General features: G+C 38.1%; 22 protein-coding genes and 1 pseudogene. 1 reads left to right on the top strand and 22 read right to left on the bottom strand.

Annotated elements, in window-relative coordinates; genetic code table 11:
* Window positions 1-215: 215 nt before the first annotated feature.
* The 19 genes and pseudogenes from DW019_RS07560 to DW019_RS07475 form a co-directional block, all read right to left on the bottom strand.
* Window positions 216-626: an HI0074 family nucleotidyltransferase substrate-binding subunit gene (locus DW019_RS07560; protein ID WP_118442978.1), complete on the bottom strand. Its 411-nt coding sequence runs from the start codon at window positions 624-626 to the stop codon at window positions 216-218.
* Entirely contained in the window at window positions 610-888 is a 279-nt protein-coding gene (locus tag DW019_RS07555; RefSeq protein ID WP_242989361.1) for a nucleotidyltransferase domain-containing protein, read from the bottom strand. The genes DW019_RS07560 and DW019_RS07555 overlap by 17 nt, the downstream gene beginning before the upstream one ends.
* Before the next feature lie 16 nt (window positions 889-904).
* On the bottom strand, window positions 905-1,531 hold the full coding sequence (locus DW019_RS07550) for a FlxA-like family protein (protein WP_118442977.1): 627 nt from the start codon (window positions 1,529-1,531) through the stop codon (window positions 905-907).
* The gene (locus DW019_RS07545) at window positions 1,522-2,145 is read right to left on the bottom strand and encodes a DUF6033 family protein (RefSeq protein WP_117478313.1); all 624 of its coding nucleotides are present in this window, start codon (window positions 2,143-2,145) and stop codon (window positions 1,522-1,524) included. The genes DW019_RS07550 and DW019_RS07545 overlap by 10 nt, the downstream gene beginning before the upstream one ends.
* 87 nt (window positions 2,146-2,232) lie before the next feature.
* Window positions 2,233-2,400, bottom strand: a complete 168-nt coding sequence (locus DW019_RS15015; protein WP_181974939.1) for a hypothetical protein — start codon at window positions 2,398-2,400, stop codon at window positions 2,233-2,235.
* 383 nt (window positions 2,401-2,783) lie between these two features.
* Window positions 2,784-5,066 (bottom strand): EAL domain-containing protein, encoded by a 2,283-nt coding sequence (locus DW019_RS07540; RefSeq protein ID WP_182431066.1) that lies wholly within the window; start codon window positions 5,064-5,066, stop codon window positions 2,784-2,786.
* A 111-nt stretch (window positions 5,067-5,177) separates the two neighbouring features.
* Window positions 5,178-5,873, bottom strand: a pseudogene (locus DW019_RS07535) (HAMP domain-containing sensor histidine kinase); the annotation flags it as partial.
* Window positions 5,874-6,288: 415 nt separating this feature from the next.
* Complete coding sequence (vanR, locus tag DW019_RS07530; RefSeq protein ID WP_022376681.1) at window positions 6,289-6,984, bottom strand: VanR-ABDEGLN family response regulator transcription factor; 696 nt, start codon at window positions 6,982-6,984, stop codon at window positions 6,289-6,291.
* A 72-nt stretch (window positions 6,985-7,056) separates the two neighbouring features.
* Window positions 7,057-7,965, bottom strand: coding sequence for a C39 family peptidase (locus DW019_RS07525; RefSeq protein WP_117478311.1), 909 nt, complete (start codon window positions 7,963-7,965; stop codon window positions 7,057-7,059).
* Window positions 7,966-8,096: 131 nt separating this feature from the next.
* Window positions 8,097-8,735 carry a class I SAM-dependent methyltransferase gene (locus tag DW019_RS07520; RefSeq protein ID WP_022376679.1) on the bottom strand — a complete coding sequence of 213 codons (639 nt, stop codon included), beginning with the start codon at window positions 8,733-8,735 and terminating at the stop codon, window positions 8,097-8,099.
* 79 nt (window positions 8,736-8,814) lie between these two features.
* Window positions 8,815-9,105, bottom strand: coding sequence for an antibiotic biosynthesis monooxygenase (locus DW019_RS07515; RefSeq protein ID WP_117478310.1), 291 nt, complete (start codon window positions 9,103-9,105; stop codon window positions 8,815-8,817).
* A 156-nt stretch (window positions 9,106-9,261) separates the two neighbouring features.
* Complete coding sequence (locus tag DW019_RS07510; RefSeq protein ID WP_242989360.1) at window positions 9,262-9,612, bottom strand: response regulator; 351 nt, start codon at window positions 9,610-9,612, stop codon at window positions 9,262-9,264.
* Between the two features lie 7 nt (window positions 9,613-9,619).
* Window positions 9,620-10,975, bottom strand: a complete 1,356-nt coding sequence (locus DW019_RS07505) for an MATE family efflux transporter (RefSeq protein ID WP_117478309.1) — start codon at window positions 10,973-10,975, stop codon at window positions 9,620-9,622.
* 1 nt (window position 10,976) lies between these two features.
* Window positions 10,977-11,414 carry a MarR family transcriptional regulator gene (locus tag DW019_RS07500; protein ID WP_117478308.1) on the bottom strand — a complete coding sequence of 146 codons (438 nt, stop codon included), beginning with the start codon at window positions 11,412-11,414 and terminating at the stop codon, window positions 10,977-10,979.
* 152 nt (window positions 11,415-11,566) lie between these two features.
* Window positions 11,567-13,438 carry an InlB B-repeat-containing protein gene (locus tag DW019_RS07495; protein WP_117478307.1) on the bottom strand — a complete coding sequence of 624 codons (1,872 nt, stop codon included), beginning with the start codon at window positions 13,436-13,438 and terminating at the stop codon, window positions 11,567-11,569.
* Between the two features lie 144 nt (window positions 13,439-13,582).
* Window positions 13,583-14,371, bottom strand: coding sequence for a class I SAM-dependent methyltransferase (locus DW019_RS07490; RefSeq protein ID WP_117478306.1), 789 nt, complete (start codon window positions 14,369-14,371; stop codon window positions 13,583-13,585).
* Window positions 14,372-14,468: 97 nt separating this feature from the next.
* On the bottom strand, window positions 14,469-14,663 hold the full coding sequence (locus DW019_RS07485; RefSeq protein ID WP_117478305.1) for a hypothetical protein: 195 nt from the start codon (window positions 14,661-14,663) through the stop codon (window positions 14,469-14,471).
* A gap of 12 nt (window positions 14,664-14,675) precedes the next feature.
* Window positions 14,676-15,551 (bottom strand): aldo/keto reductase, encoded by an 876-nt coding sequence (locus DW019_RS07480; RefSeq protein ID WP_118442975.1) that lies wholly within the window; start codon window positions 15,549-15,551, stop codon window positions 14,676-14,678.
* Window positions 15,552-15,553: 2 nt separating this feature from the next.
* Complete coding sequence (locus tag DW019_RS07475; RefSeq protein WP_243024122.1) at window positions 15,554-16,654, bottom strand: MATE family efflux transporter; 1,101 nt, start codon at window positions 16,652-16,654, stop codon at window positions 15,554-15,556.
* A gap of 210 nt (window positions 16,655-16,864) precedes the next feature.
* On the opposite strand from DW019_RS07475, the gene DW019_RS07470 reads away from it, so the two are divergent.
* On the top strand, window positions 16,865-17,737 hold the full coding sequence (locus DW019_RS07470) for a LysR family transcriptional regulator (protein WP_182431065.1): 873 nt from the start codon (window positions 16,865-16,867) through the stop codon (window positions 17,735-17,737).
* A 110-nt stretch (window positions 17,738-17,847) separates the two neighbouring features.
* Here the strand turns inward: DW019_RS07470 and DW019_RS07465 are convergent, their stop codons facing one another.
* The 3 genes from DW019_RS07465 to DW019_RS07455 form a co-directional block, all read right to left on the bottom strand.
* Window positions 17,848-18,297, bottom strand: a complete 450-nt coding sequence (locus DW019_RS07465) for an NUDIX domain-containing protein (RefSeq protein ID WP_117478302.1) — start codon at window positions 18,295-18,297, stop codon at window positions 17,848-17,850.
* Between the two features lie 110 nt (window positions 18,298-18,407).
* On the bottom strand, window positions 18,408-18,818 hold the full coding sequence (locus tag DW019_RS07460) for an HI0074 family nucleotidyltransferase substrate-binding subunit (protein WP_117478301.1): 411 nt from the start codon (window positions 18,816-18,818) through the stop codon (window positions 18,408-18,410).
* On the bottom strand, window positions 18,805-19,107 hold the full coding sequence (locus DW019_RS07455) for a nucleotidyltransferase domain-containing protein (RefSeq protein ID WP_347461416.1): 303 nt from the start codon (window positions 19,105-19,107) through the stop codon (window positions 18,805-18,807). The genes DW019_RS07460 and DW019_RS07455 overlap by 14 nt, the downstream gene beginning before the upstream one ends.
* Window positions 19,108-19,513 lie beyond the last annotated feature (406 nt).

Below are 19,513 nucleotides of genomic sequence, written 5' to 3'. Positions count from 1 at the left end.
TTATCCACTATCTTTAGTATAGCAGAAAATGGGTATGTGTCAAGTCGTTGGCACTTTTTGATTTCCGTAATTCAGGAGAAAAGTCAAAGAAACTGGCAACGAATATTTGACGCAAACAAAACCAGCCAAACTCAGTTTATCCTTATCTTATAAATGCGTCCTAGAACACTTTCCTGTATACGGTTGTTACCACATCTAATAACGATACACGGCCTCTAATTAAGGCTATCCCCCAACTGCTTCACTTTGTCGGCAAAAATGTAAAACAGATCAATATATTTCCTAACAATTGCGTTACAATGCGTTTTCACAATTTCGCAATCATAATCATGAGTAAGTTCATTCCTCACTTTTAGCATTTCCATCCATGCCTCATCAGAAATCAAATTTGCTTTGAATGCCTCTCGCAACACTTCTCTTGGAGAACCAGCAACAAACCCCGTGATTGCATAGTACTGCACCAAAATGTCTTTCATAACCTTCCATGCCAAATCAAATGTAATGCTAAACTTAGCACTCGTTCCACTCAGCACAAATGAATCAGAAAAATCTCTGTTCTTTGCCTCTGATAATGCATCCAGCGAATTACAAAATGATGTAAACCGGCGATTAAATTTTTCGTCCATACTGTCTGATATCCTCCAATAACAACTGATTTTTACAAGTATCCATATTTACCATATCGACGCTGTATAATGTTGGCAGATTTTCCACTTCTTCGACAAGTGCATCAAAATCTTTGACACCGGTTACTGCAATGTCAATGTCGCTTCGTTCCCTCGCAGTTTCCTTTGCTCTTGAACCATATAATATAACTTCTTTTGCTCCAAAATCCCGACAAAGATTTGCCGTTTCTCTGATTACCTGCTCTGCTTTCAAAAGTATCACCTGCCTCTTTCCTATACTAGCATTTTGTGAAGGAACTGGCAACTTCCTTATCCTCATCCTCTTTTTCTTTTGCCACATCAGCAATCTTTTGATTTAGTGTTCCCAAAGTATTCATCTGGGATGCAGATGCTGACAATTTCTTCTGCTCCAGTTTTTCAAGCTCTTCTTGTTTCTTTTTAACGCTGCTGCCACTTCCCGCATCTTGTCTGATTTCAGCTTTCAGCCCTCTGATTCTGCCTTCCATTCCGGTCACCGCTCTGCCCTGCACCTTTGCCTGTGCCATAGCAGAATCTGCCGAAATCATAGACTCCATACTAGCCTGTGATAATCCAGCCGTTTGTTTATCTTCATTTGCAGCTGCACGATTGTTTCCTGCAGACATCTCTGCCTGCTGTTTTTCTCTTCTCTGCTCAATCTGATGCTGCCGCAGTTGATTATATAAGTCATTGATTTGTCTTTGTATTTCCTGACGTTTTTTCATTTTTTCTTCTGCACTCAATGATTTATTCGAAGAAATTTCCTGCTGCTCTTTCTGCTTTCTGGCAATCTCGTTTTTAATATTTATGCTAAAAGAATCCATCTTCTGTGCCATTTTAATTCCAGCTGTCTTGGAACCAGCTCCGCTCAGTCCATTTACCTGCATTTTTCATCTCCTCCTGTTAATCGAAATTGAATCCCCTTAAATCGGTTTTGTAAATACGCCCGGCACGCTTTTCCTTTTTTCTTTGCCAGTTTCTTTTCTAAAATTTCATTTGTATGGTCTGACATTTTCTTCAAAAAGGAACTCTTATCTGAATTTTTTGTAATAACCCAGCCGCCCCAGTTTCCATTTTCGTCGCAAAACCAGCCGTCGCTTACCACTTCCCGCCCCTGTGCTTTCATCTGTGCCTTAAACTGTTTGGAGCAATTCGTTAAAAACTTAACATCCTTTTCAAAGGTCATTCTCGCCTCTTCATCAGTTCCCAGTTTGTCTAAATATTTCGGATGAATTACAAAATTCACATCCGATGAATTGCCATATGTCTGCCCGTAACCTACAGTTCCCACAAAAAACTTAGTTCCACTATTTCGCTTTTCCACTTCCTGTATAAAATCAAGACCGGATGAAGCAGCATCCGATATACTTTTCTCATAACTCACACCACCATTATTAACCACCGTCCGAGACGATGGTTTCGAATCCGATGCCTTCATCCCAACTGTCTCTTGATTTTTCACCGGATAGAAATAACCATTCCCAATTCCATTTACTGCCATAATGCCATCCTCCTTGAAGTATTACTCGTTTGAACTCCATTTCAAACATACTTTATAGTGTAAATATCGGCATTATTAATAAAAAACTTAAATCAAAAACATCTTCGCCAGCACACCCTCTTTTTCTATTTCTTTTATATTATCAAGTTTAATTGTTCCATTTGGAAATATACTTAAGATGCGGTCACAGTACATATTGACTGCATATCCCACAACTCCCAGTGCGAACATAATTCGAATGATTAGTATTGTCATATTTTTGTCCTCGCCCTTCCTTGTTGTTAGTTGTATCTAACTAATCATACCATTTTGCCTGTTCTTTAGCAACCTTTCTACAGTAAAATAATCCAATAGAAGCTCGAGGAGGTTTTTGCTTATGCTAACCATTAGTGACCTTATCTCAGTGCTCGCACTGTGTGCGACCTTTTATAGTCTTGGTTATACGCATGGTAAGCATAATTCCAAGACACAAAAATAACCGCCCCTGTCTGACAAACTTTGGCGGTCATTTCTGACAAAATTATCAGGCTATCCGCATAGGCGGTAGCACTTCTTATTAATATCATAATATCATTGAATGGTTTTTATGTCAAATGAAACAAAAAATCCGGTCGCGTCTCAATCCTGCTCTCCCCCCTCTACATATATCTCTCCTCAAATTCACTCACCGGAATCGGCTTTGAAAAATAATACCCCTGATAGATTCCGCATCCCATCTGTGAGAGTTTGACAACCTGTTCCTCTGTCTCCACGCCCTCTGTGATCACAGAAAGACCAAGCATTTTACTAAGAGATATAATCATATTTAAAATCGTCATACTTCTTTCCAAATGTTCCGGTTTTGTTGTTCTTAAAAATCCCATATCGATTTTTAACACGTCAACATCTATATCCTTCAACGTATTAAAAGAAGAATAACCGCTTCCAAAATCATCAATTTCCACTTCAAAACCATATTTTCTAAACTGACCAATGATTTCAAGTTCTCCGGCAGTTCCCGTCATGATAGCCGTTTCCGTAATCTCCAGTTTCAAAGTTGATGGCACAATTTGATACTTTTCCACAAGAGACGTGATGGTCTTATAAACATCCATATAACAAAAATCCTTTGTAGAAATATTTACGGATATATATAGATCATCCCTTCCGTTTTTCTGCCACTGTGCCAATTTTTCAACAGCAAGCTCCCACACAAACCGGTCAAGCCGGTAAATAAGTCCTGTCCGCTCAAAAATTTCAATAAAATCTCCCGGAAAAATCAATCCGCGTTTCGGATGCTGCCATCTTACAAGAGCCTCTGCCCCAATCATTTTTCCTTCCGATGTCATCTGGGGTTGTAAGTACATGCAAAACTGCCCTTTTGCAATCGCTTCATCGAAATCCCCTACAAGCTGTTTTTCTTCAATAGTTTTATCCAATATAACATCACTATAATAGGCAATCGATTTGTCATAGTTTTCATACAATGTTTTCATGGCAAGATTTGCTTTATCACACATGATGGAAACATCCTCATCTCTGTCCGTAATTTCGTAAACACCAATATACATATACAAATGATACATATCATTATCAAACGCATGTCTCATTGTCTGTACCATATTCATAAAATTCTGCTCCAAAAATTGAGTTTTTGGAACACACATTGCAAACTTATCCCCACCAATTCTGCCATGGACAATACCTTCACCACATTGTTCCCTAAAAATGTCCGCCTGCATTTTTAGGACTTCGTTTCCCTTTTCAATTCCAAAAAGATCGTTAATCAATTTAAAATCCTTAATATCAAAACATACTAACAGCCAGTCCTCGTCTGTTTTTTCTTTTAAAACTTCTGCTACTTTTACTGAAAAATAATCTTTATTATATAATCCGGTAAGCGTATCATGCGTCGCCAAATATTTTTCTTTTTCATAGGCAAGACGTTTTTCTGTTGTATCAATGAGATTTAAGAAAAATCCTATGTATTCACCCTTCTTTGCAAATATCTTTCTATATTCTATATCAAAATAATGTATTTCATTGTCAATCGTCCTTTGGGCACTCCATTCCACGCAGTCCCGGTTGTCAAAATCATGTCCACACAGCCAATTCTGCACCTGCTCGGAAAATCCTGCAATATCATTTGACAAGTCATGAAATATACTGCGTGCATGATCATTTGCATAGACACATTCCCCACTAATATCAAAACAGATTACCGCATTATTCATACCTGCCACCACAATGGACAATGTTTCATCAATCAACTCCCTTGGCGACCGATATAACGTCAAATAACAAATTAAAATGGATGCAAAGACAAAAAACGGAAGAGAAATATCTAATGGAAATCCCGAAATATTACATACAATATTTAATATAACAATCACACAAAACACTCCAAAAATTGGAACATATTTCTTGCGGTAAAAATCCGATATTTGCACAATCTTTGTCAAAAAAGATGCAATAATGCAAAATATCAAACAATAGGAAAATCCATAATGAAGATAATAAAAAATCGTTTTATCACTAATATGATACATCTGAAAACTTATATAGTTTTCTGCTTTCAACGTAAATACATGATGAAAAAATACATTTAGAAACAGTGAAATTCCATCCAAACCTGCAACAACAAAACAGCCTGTCCGAAACAAAGTCACTTCGTTAAAAACCCGGGTATACTGTTGTGAATACTGTAATATATAAATCAACAGCACGTCAAAAGAAAACAGATACAGTCCTTCCATAACATACGAAAACAGTTGGTTGTCTGAAAGCACAAATACCCCATTACTAAGAATGGTGATAATCACAAGAACAAGACATTTTACAATAGAAGATGCCACTTCACTTTTTACTTTTCCAGCATATTTTATACAAATCAATATTGGAATTATCATTAACAGCAATACCAGTATATATACTTTGTCCATATAGGCGTCCTCCATTCAAATATAATCTATCCACTTTCATTATACAATGAAAAATATACTTGTCAAATGACCTTTCAAAGTTGTTTGTATCAAGTGTTTATCGACGCATTTTCATTCACACGGAAGTTCTACTTCAAACACAATTGTCTCATCCGCACTCTCTGCCCGTATCTGTCCGTAATGCATCTCCACAATCTGTCTGGCAATAGCTAAGCCAAGTCCTGAACCACCCGTTGCAGAAGACCTTGATGCGTCCACACGGAAAAACTGCTCAAAAATATGTTCCAATTTTTCTTTAGCAATCGTCCGCCCATGATTTTGTACACGAATCAAAACTTTGTGCTCTTTCGTCATCCGCTTCATTAACAAATGTATGACCGTATCCGGATAACTATAATTGACAGCATTGCGAAGCAGATTATCAAAGACGCGTTCCAATTTATCAGCATCTCCGGACAAAATAATATCTTTCTCAATCACAGATTCTACAGATAATCTCTTTTCCTGCAAAATCGGCTCAAACTCGCTAACAATCTGTTCCAGCATACGGCTGAAATGGATTGTCTCTTTTTCCAGCGTCATAACAGAAAGATTAAAACGCGTAATATCAAAAAATTCATTTATTAATTCTTCTAGTCTTTCTGCTTTATTGAGTGCAATTTCTGTATAACGTTCACGTAATTTTTCCGATATTTGCAGCTCATCCCGAAGCAATGACAAATATCCTATCACACTGGTAAGAGGTGTTTTTAGGTCGTGAGCCAGATATACAATCAAATCATTCTTTTTCTGCTCTGCCTCCTTCGCCGCCATCTCATTTCGCAGCGCCTGCTCCCGCACAAGATTCAACTCATTTTGCACGCCCTCCAAAGAACGTGGCATTTCCAATGGCTTTTCCGGCCAGGACACCATTTTCCCTGCGGCATCCACAATCTCATCTATTTGCCGGAATACACGATACAAATAATAGATTGTCACAATCAACCAGATTGCTCCGCCAATTGCTGCACAAACAGTAATGATATGCAGATTAAGCCAATGTAATAACGGCCAGTACGAATCCGACGGATACCATACTCTGACTGACAAAACAAGTTTTGATAATATAACAAATAATGCCAGACTACCGATACATACCCCCAGTGTAATGACATACTGCATCATAAGCTGTCTTGCCTTATGATTATGCTTTTCCCCTTGTTTTTTCTCTAACTTTGCATTCTTACTCAATGGTATAACCTACCCCCCAGACTGTTTTTATAAACTTTGGTTTTCGTGGCATCTCATGCATTTTATCCCGTATTCTGGCAATGTGTGCCATTACCGTATTGTTGTTGTCCAAATATTTTTCTTTCCATACCGCTTCAAACAACTCCTCAGAAGACACAACATTCCCCTGCCGCTTCGCCAAATACCAGACTATATCAAACTCCAAAGGCGTAAATGCAACTTCCTGTCCATTCAACGTACATTTATGGCTAGCCTTAGAAATATGCATACCCCGTATATCAATCTCTTCATCCTGCTCCCCTGCAAAACCTACTGTATTATATCGTGTATAACGTCGTAACTGCGTTTTCACACGAGCGGTAAGTTCCAACGGGTTAAATGGTTTTGTAATATAATCATCTGCTCCCACCGTCAATCCCATAATTTTATCTAAGTCCTCTACCTTCGCCGTCAGCATAATAATGGGAAAATAAAACTTCTGGCGAATCCTTCTGCAAAGTGCAAATCCATCCATGTCAGGAAGCATAATATCCAATACGGCGAGACTAATTGGTGTTGTCTCCAAACAATTAAGAGCATCCCCTGCATTATAAAACTTGTACACCGTATATCCCTCATTTTGTAAATACACCTCTACTAAATCTGCAATTTCCCTTTCATCATCTACCACCAGAATATTCTCAGCCATCTGCGTATTCACCTCTTCCATTTACTCATTTGAGGTCATTGTACTACAAACAAATAGCTTCTGCAAATGTCCTCACCGGCAATATGCCCACAAATTTTTTATCTGTGGCTCAAGCACCTCATAATCCCATAAGCAACTCCTGCGAATACAATTGGGATCGTTTACCTTAATCTTTCCATACTTCATCCCGGTCAACACAATAAAATGCCCCTCTGTTGTAAAATCTCCCGGTCCCACACTGCAAATAATCGGCTGTCCCTGCTGCAATGCGGTTTGAACGGTTTTCTTACTCAAGCTAATTTCACGTCCCTCAACGCCAAGATATGAAGCACCTTCGGTAAGCAGACTCCAGCTCGTTCCCGTTCCTTTTAGATAATAGCCATTTTCCTGTGCATATTCTGCAATCTTATCCGGTGTTGCATTTCGATTGCCGGTCAGCCCCACAATCACCATTGACAAACAAGTCGGAGCACAGCCCGATAAACCAATATCACTGCTCCCATAGGATACATATCCCCATCTTCTATCCCATTGCAGCAAAAGAGGTATCTTTCCCTCACATTCTTTTTTTGTTAATTCACCGTGCGCAGATTTATCTGCTATTAAATATCCAGCCACAAAATTCAACATCTCCGAATTATTACAAAGAGAACGTAATAATACCGTCGGATATTCCGCCCGATTGTTATAAATACTTTCATATGTTTGATTTTTCTTGGACAAACGGCTTAATTCATTTGTAATCTGTGCTTCGCTAAACTTTTTGGGTGCTTTCTCCTTTTCACCATGAACGGACATATTCTCAGCAGACACATCATATACTTCATCAGATTGCCACTGTCTAATCCATGTTACTGCACTTCCAAAAAATTTCCATATCACCATCAGCGCCAAAACAATTGCAAGACCTCTTACTAATTTTTGTTTTCTTTGTTTGCTTCTCCTCTTAGCAAGGATTGTCTGACTGTTTATTCTTTCCATAAAAATAGCCTCCTTTGTCAGTTTCTGATAACATCATAGCAGAACAAAAAAGGCTATTTTTATAGTTCCTATCACAACTTTCTGATATCTTTCTTCATAATTTCTTACAAAATTATGACTGTACTTTCCGATTATTTACTCACCACACAATGCATGCGCATTCCCTTTCGAATCTCCAGTTTTTCTACCTTTAAACCCGCCTTTTTACAGCAGTCCGTAACCACTTCTCTTGTAGCGATTGTCACATCTCCGTGCCCACACAAATTTGCCAGAGGAAGTTCTATCTTATCCATAAACCATAATAACAATTTATTATCACTGGTTACATCCCGAAGTACAAGCCTTCCACCGGGACGAAGACACCTTTTTACGCTGTCAAAAAATGCCTGTGGATTCGGATAATGATGAAAGCTATTCGAGCAGATAATGGCATCAAACGCATTGTCCTCAAACGGAAAATTCTCGCAATCACCAACTACAAAATCAGCATTTGGAATATTTTTCTTTTTTGCCTGTTCAATCATTGCCGGTGTCAAATCAAGTCCTGTATAATGACGATCCGGATATTTTTCCGCAAGCAGAGAAATCATTGGCGCAGGTCCACATCCGGCGTCCAAAAGGTCTGAAAAATCTTCCTTTTCCAGTTCCTCCAAAATATCCGGGTAATCTTTTTTACACATCTTATAAATTCCCGCATGGTCGCTTTCATAATTTTTAGCCGCCTTTGTAAATTCTTTCACCGACATATTTTTATATTCTTCATCTGTCATCACATTTCTCCTTTCACGATTAGCCACGTCTAACTAATGTTATTTTAGCATAACCAGTCACGAATGCAAGAGTTAATTATTATACCGAAATCTCACGCACCGATGTATCTAGGACGTATTTCTCCTTTATCTCTTTCAAAATATGCATATGCTCACTCCGCAAATGTTGTTGCTGCTGTCCTTTTGATTGCCACTGTTCAACAAGAAGCACACAAGCCGGGTTGACCGCATCATAATAATAATCATAAGATATACAGCCGTCTTCTTGACGTATTTCTTCTAAAACTCCGGAGGAAATCACTTCCTTCACAAAATCCTTTCTTTTATTTAGTTTTGTCTGATATTTCACAAGCAGTATGAGTTGTTCCATATTTTATGACCTCTTTTCAGTTATATTTTCATAAATCGCACGAACTACTTTTTCTTCCTCCAACGGCTTTGCCAGATGTGCATTCATGCCTGCTGCCATGCATTTTTCTTCATCCTCCTTAAAGGCATTTGCCGTCATCGCTATGATTGGAATTGTCTAAGCGTCCGGACGCTCCATGGCACGTATTGTTTTGGTCGCAGTAATCCCATCCATCACAGGCATCATAATATCCATGAGAATAACATCAAAAGCTTCCTCGGCGGATGCTTCAAATTTATGTACCGCCTCAAGTCCATTGGATACCGGTTCTACCAATGCACCACAGTCTTCTAATATAAACCGGGCAATTTCCATGTTCAATTCATTGTCTTCGGCCACTAAAATTCTAAGACCGGTGATATCTGCATCTGCAGCCTCTTCTTTTTCTTGTGCTTTTGCCTGCCTGTCAAGTCGGAAAGGAATTACAACCGTAAAACAACTGCCTTCTCCCAGTTCACTTTCTATCACCTCAATACTATTTCTTCTTTATCCGGCAAGTGTTCTTCCTCACAAAAACAATATAAAAAATCACATTCAAAACAATTCCAAAACATGTCGCAACAGGGGCCGCCAATCCTATTTTAGTAAGACTTGCATGTGGCTGTATACTCATAATATAGGCAAGAGGCAGTCTCACTAACAATGTCTGAATCAGTCCCTGGATCATTACCCATACCGTTTTTTCATTTCCATTAAAAAATCCTACCATACTAAATAAAATGGCTGTAACAATCGTCTCCGGTGCAAACCCTCTCAAATATTCTGCACCCTTTTGAATTACAGCCGAATCGGTTGTAAAAATAGATGTTAAGTAATCGCCAAAATTCCATACACAAATAAATACTACCGCACCGACAACCAAACCAACTCCCATGCCGGTAAACATAGACTTTCTTGCTCGTTCATTTTTTCCGGCACCAACATTCTGTGATACAAACGATGCCATAGACTGCATAAGCGCACTTGGAACAAGCATTGCAAAATTGACAATTTTACAAGCAACTCCGTACCCGGAGGAAGCTTCCAGTCCAAGCTTATTGATAAAGGCACAAAGTGCCAAAAAAGACATCTGTGTCAAAAATTCCTGAAGCGCCAATGGCAATCCCACACGAACAAATCTCTTACACTGTTTATTAATTTTAAAATCCCGTTTTTTAATATGAAAACCATAATTTTTCTTCTTTAGAATAATAATGGCAAGAATGACACTTACCGCCTGAGCCGCAACTGTTGCAATCGCGGCACCGGCCGTATCAAGATGAAAACCAGCTACAAGAATCAAATCTCCGATAATATTTACAACGCATGCAACCGCCACAAAAATAAGCGGTGATTTGCTATCACCAAAGCCTCTGAAAATGGCTGCTAACACATTATAGGCAACAATAAAAAATATTCCGCCTCCGCATATTCTTACATAAACGGATGTAAGGGCAAGCGCCTCTTCTGGTGCCTGCATCAATACCGCTAATGGATTCGCAAAAAATACCATCACAACAAATAATATAATACATATGATTGTAAATACCGTCACGGCTCCTCCTAACAATTCGCCGATTTGTTCCACTTTCTTTGCCCCAATATACCGTGCAATAAGCACCGTAATTCCCATTGCAAACTGCGTGATTACAAAGGTAACAAGATTCAATATCTGACTGCCTGTAGATACCGCCGACAACCCAACCGTCGTTCCAAATCTTCCTACAACAAGCAAATCTACTGCACCATATGCCGCCTGTAATACAAGTGCACCTAAAACAGGCATCATAAATGGAATTAATTTATTTAAAATACTTCCCTGTGTAAAATCCGCTTTTTCTCTCTGATTCATTTCATTTTCTTCCCTTCATAACTTCATATAATTTTTCTATCGTCTCTATCATGTTATCCGCATCCGCGTCAGAAATATCATCAAGTTCTGCACTAAGTTCACCAAAATACTGGTCTACATATTTATCCACTAAGTCTTTTCCTGACGCAGTAATTTTAATAAACACAACTCTTCCATCTGTTTTTGCTGCCTTCTTTTCAACAAGTCCAAGTTTTTCCATATCTTTTGTAATTTTGGTAACACCCGGTCTTGGCAGCCCCAATTCATCGCTGATATCACTTACTTTTATATTAGTTGTTTTTAATTCTAATTTCCGTATTGTATCCAAATAATGAATGTGAGTGGATGTGACTCCATTCGGCAGTTTAGGAAGTAAATCCCTTACACGTTTCGCCAGATAACAAGCATCCATTACTTTCTTAATCTTATCTCTCTGCATAATAAAATACTCCTTTCGCAATTTGATTACCTAATGTAATTACTTTACATAATCAATATACCTGCATTTTCCCTTTTTGTCAACAGCATATTTTTTAAGATACACACAAAAAAGGGACACCCCTTAAATCAAGGTGTCCCCGTCACATTTTCCTATTTCTTTTGTTTTCTCAAAACTGTTCTTTTACTCCACTTACTGTAATATTTTTTGCCGTTAACAATCTTGTATGCACGAATTCTGGCATAATATGCCTTTTTCTTTCCTTTGAGACGAATCCACTTATTGGTGTGCTTGGCTTTAATTTGTTTCGTCGTCTTTTTGGTAAATTTTTTAGATGTAGAATACTGAATCTCGTATCCACTTACATCTGTCACTTTCTTCCAGTAAATTTTGACCCGCTTTCTGTTTTTCTTCAAATGTTTTTTGCTGATGTATGGTCTTTTTACTGTAATCTTTTCCTTTACGATATTATCTTTCGGTGTTTCTTTTTTATCCGTTGTGTCCGTGTTGTTTGTGTTTGTATTTCCGTTACCTTTAGTACCTGTATTAGAACCGCCATTATCACCGGTTCCACCATTTTCCTTGTTTGGGTCCTTTATTTCTCCGCCACCTGTTTCACCGCCGCCTGGGTTATCCGGTTCATTCTTTTTCGCCACAATACCGTAAAGACTTAGATGCATTGTGTTAAAAATCACACAACCATCTTCCACGGTGCATTTAAAACGCTCCATTATTTTACCATCTTTTACATATACAACTTCATAGGAATCATAATCCTTCAACTCGTCCGGAAGTATAAGTTTCACTCGCATCGGACAGCCATTCACCTGTACAATTTCTTGATTTTTCATCAAATTAATATCCAGCAGATATTTTAAATTTTCTTTTGCCAAGGTCTCCGGAATCGTCATATTAGCCATTTCAAGAGAATATTTTTCATCCTTTGGCAGTTCCAGTTCCACACTTCCTCCGGTACACGAAACAACCGTAACTTCGTCTTCCTCCGGTACATTAGGTGTATTGGGCTCTTTTTCCCAGAGTGCATACAAGGTTACATATTTGTAATAGCTCTCATTGTCCAGCAACTCATCTTTTTCCAGGTCATCCCCATTATCCTTACGCCAGCTTTCGCTAGATATCAACTGATATGTTTTCCCACTGCCGTCTTTTTTACTATTCCATCCCTTAAATCTGTACCCACTTCTTTGTGGAATATAGTGAAAAACAGGCATAGCCATATCATCATCCGCACCGAGATAATCGTACTTTTTCACAAATTCGTCTTCTATCATACCTCCGTTGGCATCCAGATTTAATACATACGATGTTCCCTCAAACGTTGTCTTTTTATAAAGGGCATAAATCACCAATGAATCACCACTTTTAAAATACGACTTATCCAGTGCACTTGTTAAAAATTCACCATTGCAGCCCCATCCACAGAAAGTGCAGCCTTCGCGCTCTGCCGCATACTTGGACATATCTAGTGATTTAAGCTCGTCTTCCTTATATGTTAATAGAATCTTGGTCTGACCGGGCAAAGCACTGCCGGTAATTTCTCCGCCATTCCCATTCAAAAGCACACGATACTCTTCCTGTTGTTCTATTTCGTCACCTAAGAATAATGCGTATAAACTGCAGCCATTTGTAAATTGCACACCGCCCATGCTTCCTGAACTATTAAAATCATCGATGCTTAACTCTTCTATAGTATCTACAGCAGCCGAACCTTTTGCCCATCCTGAGAACTTTCTAATCTCATTATAAGCAACAACACCATTTGTAAGTTCAGACACGTTTAATACCGTTTCGCCCTCATCTACGTTAAACTTAATTACCTTGCCGGACTGACCGTCAATATTTGCTACCTCCTTATCTGACCCCTTTAGATTCAATACCAATGCATACTTTCCATCCTCCGCAATCGTAAACGCACCGGCCTCTTTCGTTCCAAACCACATTGCCGCCACGGTAAGCACAAACATGGCAAGCATGCAAAACTTCATTTTCCCTTTCATAATCATACATATCCTCCTTTAGATGTTTTATGGTTGAATTGTATACTATCCGGGAAAATTTTGCAATTATTTCCAAAAAAAGAGTGGCTTTTCCATTAAATTTTCACTATTTTTCACTAATATTTCTTGTAATACCGAAACAATAGAAAATTATTTTCTCACCTTTAATTCTACCAGTGCGGCATAATGTTTAATGTCAAATTCCTCTAGTGCAATTTCTGAAAGCAATTTCAAATGTTTGGTTTCCCATGATTGCAGTTCTTCTTCATTAAGAGAAGCACCTACTCCACGGCAGGCTTTCATTCGCCCATGCCACGAATCTCTGGAAAAATGTACATCCAGCTTGTATTCTTCGTGATGAATCAAATCAAAACGTGTTTTATAACAGTCTGGAATCCGGATTGGATGCATCGTTTCTCCCGCCCCACTCCATGCAGGACTATATTTTAGTACAAGTTCTTCGCTTCTGCCGGCAATTTCATCCTCGTAAGGAAGCCACGCCATATACAAAACCAGAAGTTTTCCGCCGGGTTTTAACATCCGGTATAGATTTGGCATAACGCTTTCATGATTGAAATACCAAAAACACTGACAAGCAGTAATGACATCAAAGGATTCTGCAGGAAGATCTATCTTTTCCGCTGCAACTGCTTTGTAATCAATATTCATACCAACAGACAAGTGTTTTGCCTGTTCAATTTGTTCTTCCGATATATCTGTACCGATCCATTTTCCACCGTAGGAATACATATTTCTTGGTAAAACACCCGTCCCAGTTCCTAAATCCAATATCTTCTGACCATCCTTGCATAAACCTAAAGCCAAAATTTTCTGATAAAATATCTTAGGATAAATATCACGATATTTTGCATACTCGGAGGAAACTTTTCCCCAGTCAAAACCTTTACCGCCATCAATTGTTTTATCTTTGATAATCAATGTTATTACCTCCGTAATCTTGTTATTAAATTCTCTGCAAATCCTTGAAAACAGTATAACACAAAACAAAATGGCATGGTGAACTGATTGAAACTATTCACGCTAAAAATTCCTGATTTTTCACGTAAGAATCTTTTTGGAATTGCGGCATAATTAAACGATAGTCTGTATTCTTTTCAAAAACAGATTGGGCATTGTATTTACCAGACAAAAATCCATTTGCCAGTGGTGAAAACGCCACAAATCCTACTGCTGAAACTTCCAAGTCTGTTCCTAAAATCTTTTTTCTCATCTTCAAAACTCCTTATACATGATACTGGTTCGCTTTTTCCAAGAATTCTGTCACTGCTTTTCCGGTATTTCGTGCGGTTGCATAGGTATGTCCGGTATCCAATGATGTGATTTGCTCCATTTCATCTTCTGATAAAGCAAAATCAAAAATATCCAGATTTTCCCTCATCCTTATAGGATTTGCAGACTTTACAACCGGGACAATTCCTCTTTGTACAAGCCATCTTAAAATAATCTGTGCCACTGATTTTTGATGCTTCTGTGCAATTTCACATAATATTTCATTCGTAAAAAGATCTTCTTTTCCGGCAGCAAGAGGTGACCATGCCTGCATCAGAATGTTTTGTTCCTTCAAATAGTTACATTCATCTTCACGCTGGAAATACGCATTGCACTCAATCATATTTACAGCCGGTTTTACCTTGTTAAAGAACAAAAAATCCGCCATTCTGTCCTGCGTAAAATTATCCACTCCAATAGATTTTACCTTTCCCTCTTCATACAATTCTTCTAACGCACGCCATGCCCCGTAATAATCATTGTATGGCTGGTGGATCAGATATAAATCCACATAATCCAGCCCCAGACGATCAAGGGAACGCTGGAATCCTTCTTTTGCTTTTTCGTAATTAGTATCCGTTATCCAAAGCTTTGTTGTCACAAATAAGTCTTCTCTTTTAACAATTCCTTCTGCAATCACACGTTTGATTGCTTTTCCAACAGCAGTTTCATTTTCGTAAGCAGCCGCAGTATCAATCAGGCGGTAACCTGTTTTAACTGCCTGCACAACAGCACTTTCACATTCTTCCAGATTCGTCATACGGAATACTCCGTAACCGATTGGAGGCATCGTTACTCCGTTATTTAATACAATATCTTTTCTTTCCATAATTACATTTCTCCTTTATTTGTATGAAATCTTTTCGATGGATGATAAATTACTAATACTATAAAAATCAGTAATGCCGTCACCGAAAGGCTGACCGGATAAGCAGTTAATATTCCGGCAAACGTTTTGTGTGAAGGGAATACTGCCATTATCCAGAAAATTCTCACTCCGCATATTCCCAGCGTTGTCACGATAGCCGGTATCAGAGAAAAGCCAAAGCCTCTCATATAACCAGACATATTTTCATACAACATACTGATCGTATATGCAGAAAATACCATAATCATCCTTGTATATCCTACAGAGATAACCTGTGGGTCATTATTAAAAATGGATAGTAATTCCCTTCCTGCCAGTAAAATCAAAACAATGGCACACGCAGTTGCAACCGCATCCTCAACAATACATAAAATCAAAACTTTTCTGCACCTTCTGATCTGTCCTGCGCCATAATTTTGTCCCACAAAAGTCGTACACGCCTGACTGAAAGAGTTCAATATATCATACACAAAAATCTCAATATTGTAAGCTGCTGACGATGCTGCCATAACAACCGTTCCAAGGCTGTTGATAGCCGATTGGATCACGATATTGGCTGCTGCAAATACCGCACTCTGGATTCCAGCAGGTAAACCGATTCTCATGATCTGCCCTAATATTTTCCGGTCAATTCTCAGTTCCTTCCATTCTACATGAATCAGTTCTTTTGTTTTTACAAGGCCATAAAACAGTAAAGCAGAACTTACCGCATTGGAAACAACTGTTGCAATGGCAACTCCATTTACTGTCATCTGTAAGACAGCTACAAAGAACAGATTCAGCAATACATTCAGGATTCCTGATATTGTCAATATGACAAGCGGCGTTTTCGTGTCTCCGGTACTTCTAAAAATAGCTGCTTCAAAGTTATAGAGCAATATGACCGGCATTCCAATCAGGTAGATTCTTAGATAAAGCAGAGCTTCCGGAAAGACATCCCCCGGCACCTGAAGGGATGACAGTAAGGGATTCGCAACCAATTCCCCGGCAATGGCGACGCCGATTCCTGCCAGTATTGCAATAAAAATCGAAGTATGAACCGACTGCAGCCACTGGAAGTGCAAATAGCGGCAGCTTATTCCAGATGGAGCCGTGTAACATATCCAACGATTTTCGTTTTTGCTTTTCCATCATTTTTCTCAATCCTCTTATCTATGTTCTATCAGTGAAAAGTATAATCTTCTCTGATTAAAATAACAAATACTTATATAGAATGATTTATCATAATTGACAGGAATGATAAGAAAGGCTACACTAAATTTGAGGTGATGATAATGGAATTACGAACATTACAATATTTTCTTGCCGTAACCAAAGAAGAGAATATCACAAGAGCTGCCGAGAGCCTGCACATTTCGCAGCCTTATCTTTCCAAGCAGCTCATGGAACTGGAAAATGAATTCGGAAAACAATTGCTGATTCGTGGCAAGCGCAAAATTACATTGACGGAAGACGGAATTATCCTTAGGAAACGGGCAGAAGAAATCCTATCCTTAGTGGAAAAGACCGAATATGATTTAAGCTCTAACAACTCACAAATTGGCGGAGAAATTATTATTGGTGGCAATCCAACGATAACAGTATTAAATACAGCCGCACGTCTTCGTTCCAAATACCCAGATGTGCATTTTCAATTTTACAGCAGCGATGCGATTGATGTATTAGAACGTCTGGAGCATGGAAGCATCGATTTTGCTGTATTTTTGGAACCGATTGACATTTCAGAATATAATTACATTTCACTACCGGAATCATCCCGTTGGGGAGTTTTAATGCCTTCTGACTGCAAGCTTGCAGAAAATGATTTTATAGAGAAGAAAGATATTTTGAAAATACCTCTGATTTTTCATCGGAGAGCCGGTCTGCAACAGTTGATTTCTCATTGGGCTGATACTGATATAAAAAACTTCAATATCGCTGCCACATATAATGTAGTCAATGGCTCTCCAACAAAATTTATCAAAAGTGGATTAGGGTTTTATCTGACCACTGAGGATTTACTTCCGACGATTTTAGAACAGGATGTTTGTTTCCGTCCTCTAAATCCACCATTAGAAATACATTATGCATTGATCTGGAAAAGAACTGCATTTCAATCAAAGGCTGCTGAAATATTTCTGCAAAAATTAAAGCAATCTACAGCCTAGAGAAATGACAATTGCTGGCATAAAAGATGGCAGGCAGTCTCGTTATAAGACCACCTGCCTATTGATTATTCCTATGTAGTTTTCTGTATCTCGTCAGTCCGACAAACTGCCTAATCAAGCGGATAACTTATTTCGTCTCCCCAACTTAATACAAGTTCAAAATAATCATCTACTTGTAATAATCCATACGACCATAAAAAAGCCCTATCTTTTTCACTAAGTTCATTAAGCTTTTTCCAACATACATTTTTGATAGATTGTTCTTCTCCTACTGGAACTTCTGGGTCTATTCCCACAATCGCCTCTTGTTCTTCCGAAACATCAACTAAAAATACATATTCTATACTTCCATCTTTGCAATGTAATGTGTTTAGAGGTCTATTAATTACTCCTTCTAAACCACATTCTTCTTTCAATTCCCTTATAGCAGCTTCTTCTGCGGTTTCACCTATCTCAATTCCACCACCTGGAAGTTTCCAAATATATCTATTAAATCGAAATGTTTTTATCATCAAAATCTTGTCATTCCTAACAACCAAAGCCATACTTCTATTTCGCACTGATATTCCTCCTAAAATTACGATTTGTACCCACTACATTTCAGGCGGGTTGTTCATTTTCTTCTATCGTAATTCTTCCTGTTGATACCGTACTAAATCCTCCACTCATCTTACACCCAATCACTTTCAACTACATCCAGTTTCTTTACCAGCATATCCCTAAGAACAATAAAAGCCGGAATAAAACTGTCACGTATCAGCATAATCATTTCATCAATTTCATCTTCATTATAAATATGAACAGAAGTATTGCGTTTTTTCAGCATAAGCAGCCATACCTCAGAATCATTGATAAATCCAATTTTATAACCAAGCTGCAAGATTTCACGAAGCGAACCGGTAGCAGTACCTTCCACACTATGCAGTCTCATAATTTCCTGCAATGCTTTCCATGCAAGTTCAAAAGTTAGATTAAATTGTCCAATAATCCCTGTTCGATATATATCATTTTCTTCTGCAAGTTTAAAATCCGCCTCTGCCAATATAGACAGACTATTTGTAAAGTTTTCAAGTTTTTTCATAAATTATAACACCATCCCTTTCTATTTCTTGTTTCAATTCATCTGAAATTTTTACATCTGCTCGTACGACATCAAACATAAGAAGAGAATGCATATTTTCCTTGACATCCCAATAAAAATGTTCAAAATCTCCACCATATACTGCGATATCTATATCACTTCTTTCTGTATTTGTGCCTCGTGCACGGGAACCAAACAGTATAATTTTTGTGACAGAATACTTCTTCGCAAAAAAAGAAAGTTCCCTCAATATTCGATCTGGAAGATTATATTTCATATTTATCATCATATAAAAATCTCCTTGCAAATAAAATCAACACTCTATATAATGTATCGTCATAATTTCAGAAAACTAAACAGAGCATTTCGTCATTTCTCCTACTATCTTACACATTTTTCCTATTTCTTGCAATCGCAATCGAATTAAAAATAATACTTGACTTCATTTAATTGCGTGCTCGGCGTATATCATGGATATGGTTTTACAGAAAATTTCATACCGGATTATCTCATGACATACTGCAAAAATTTTGTTATGGCATTTCCGTTGCAGCTTATTCTTGTTGGTCCACTTGCAAGATTGATATTTCGAACACTATTTATTAAAAACAAACGGGCAGGAAGCACAAATGAAATTCAAAAAGAATACGAGCAAATTGTGAAAAGTACGATGTAAATTCATATTGGGGTTCTTC

Origin of the sequence: Clostridium sp. AF37-5, assembly GCF_003477605.1 — a bacterium.
GTDB lineage: Bacteria > Bacillota > Clostridia > Lachnospirales > Lachnospiraceae > Eubacterium_F.
The sequence above is the reverse complement of the archived record's forward strand: the minus strand, read 5'-3'. Positions and strand labels throughout refer to the sequence as shown.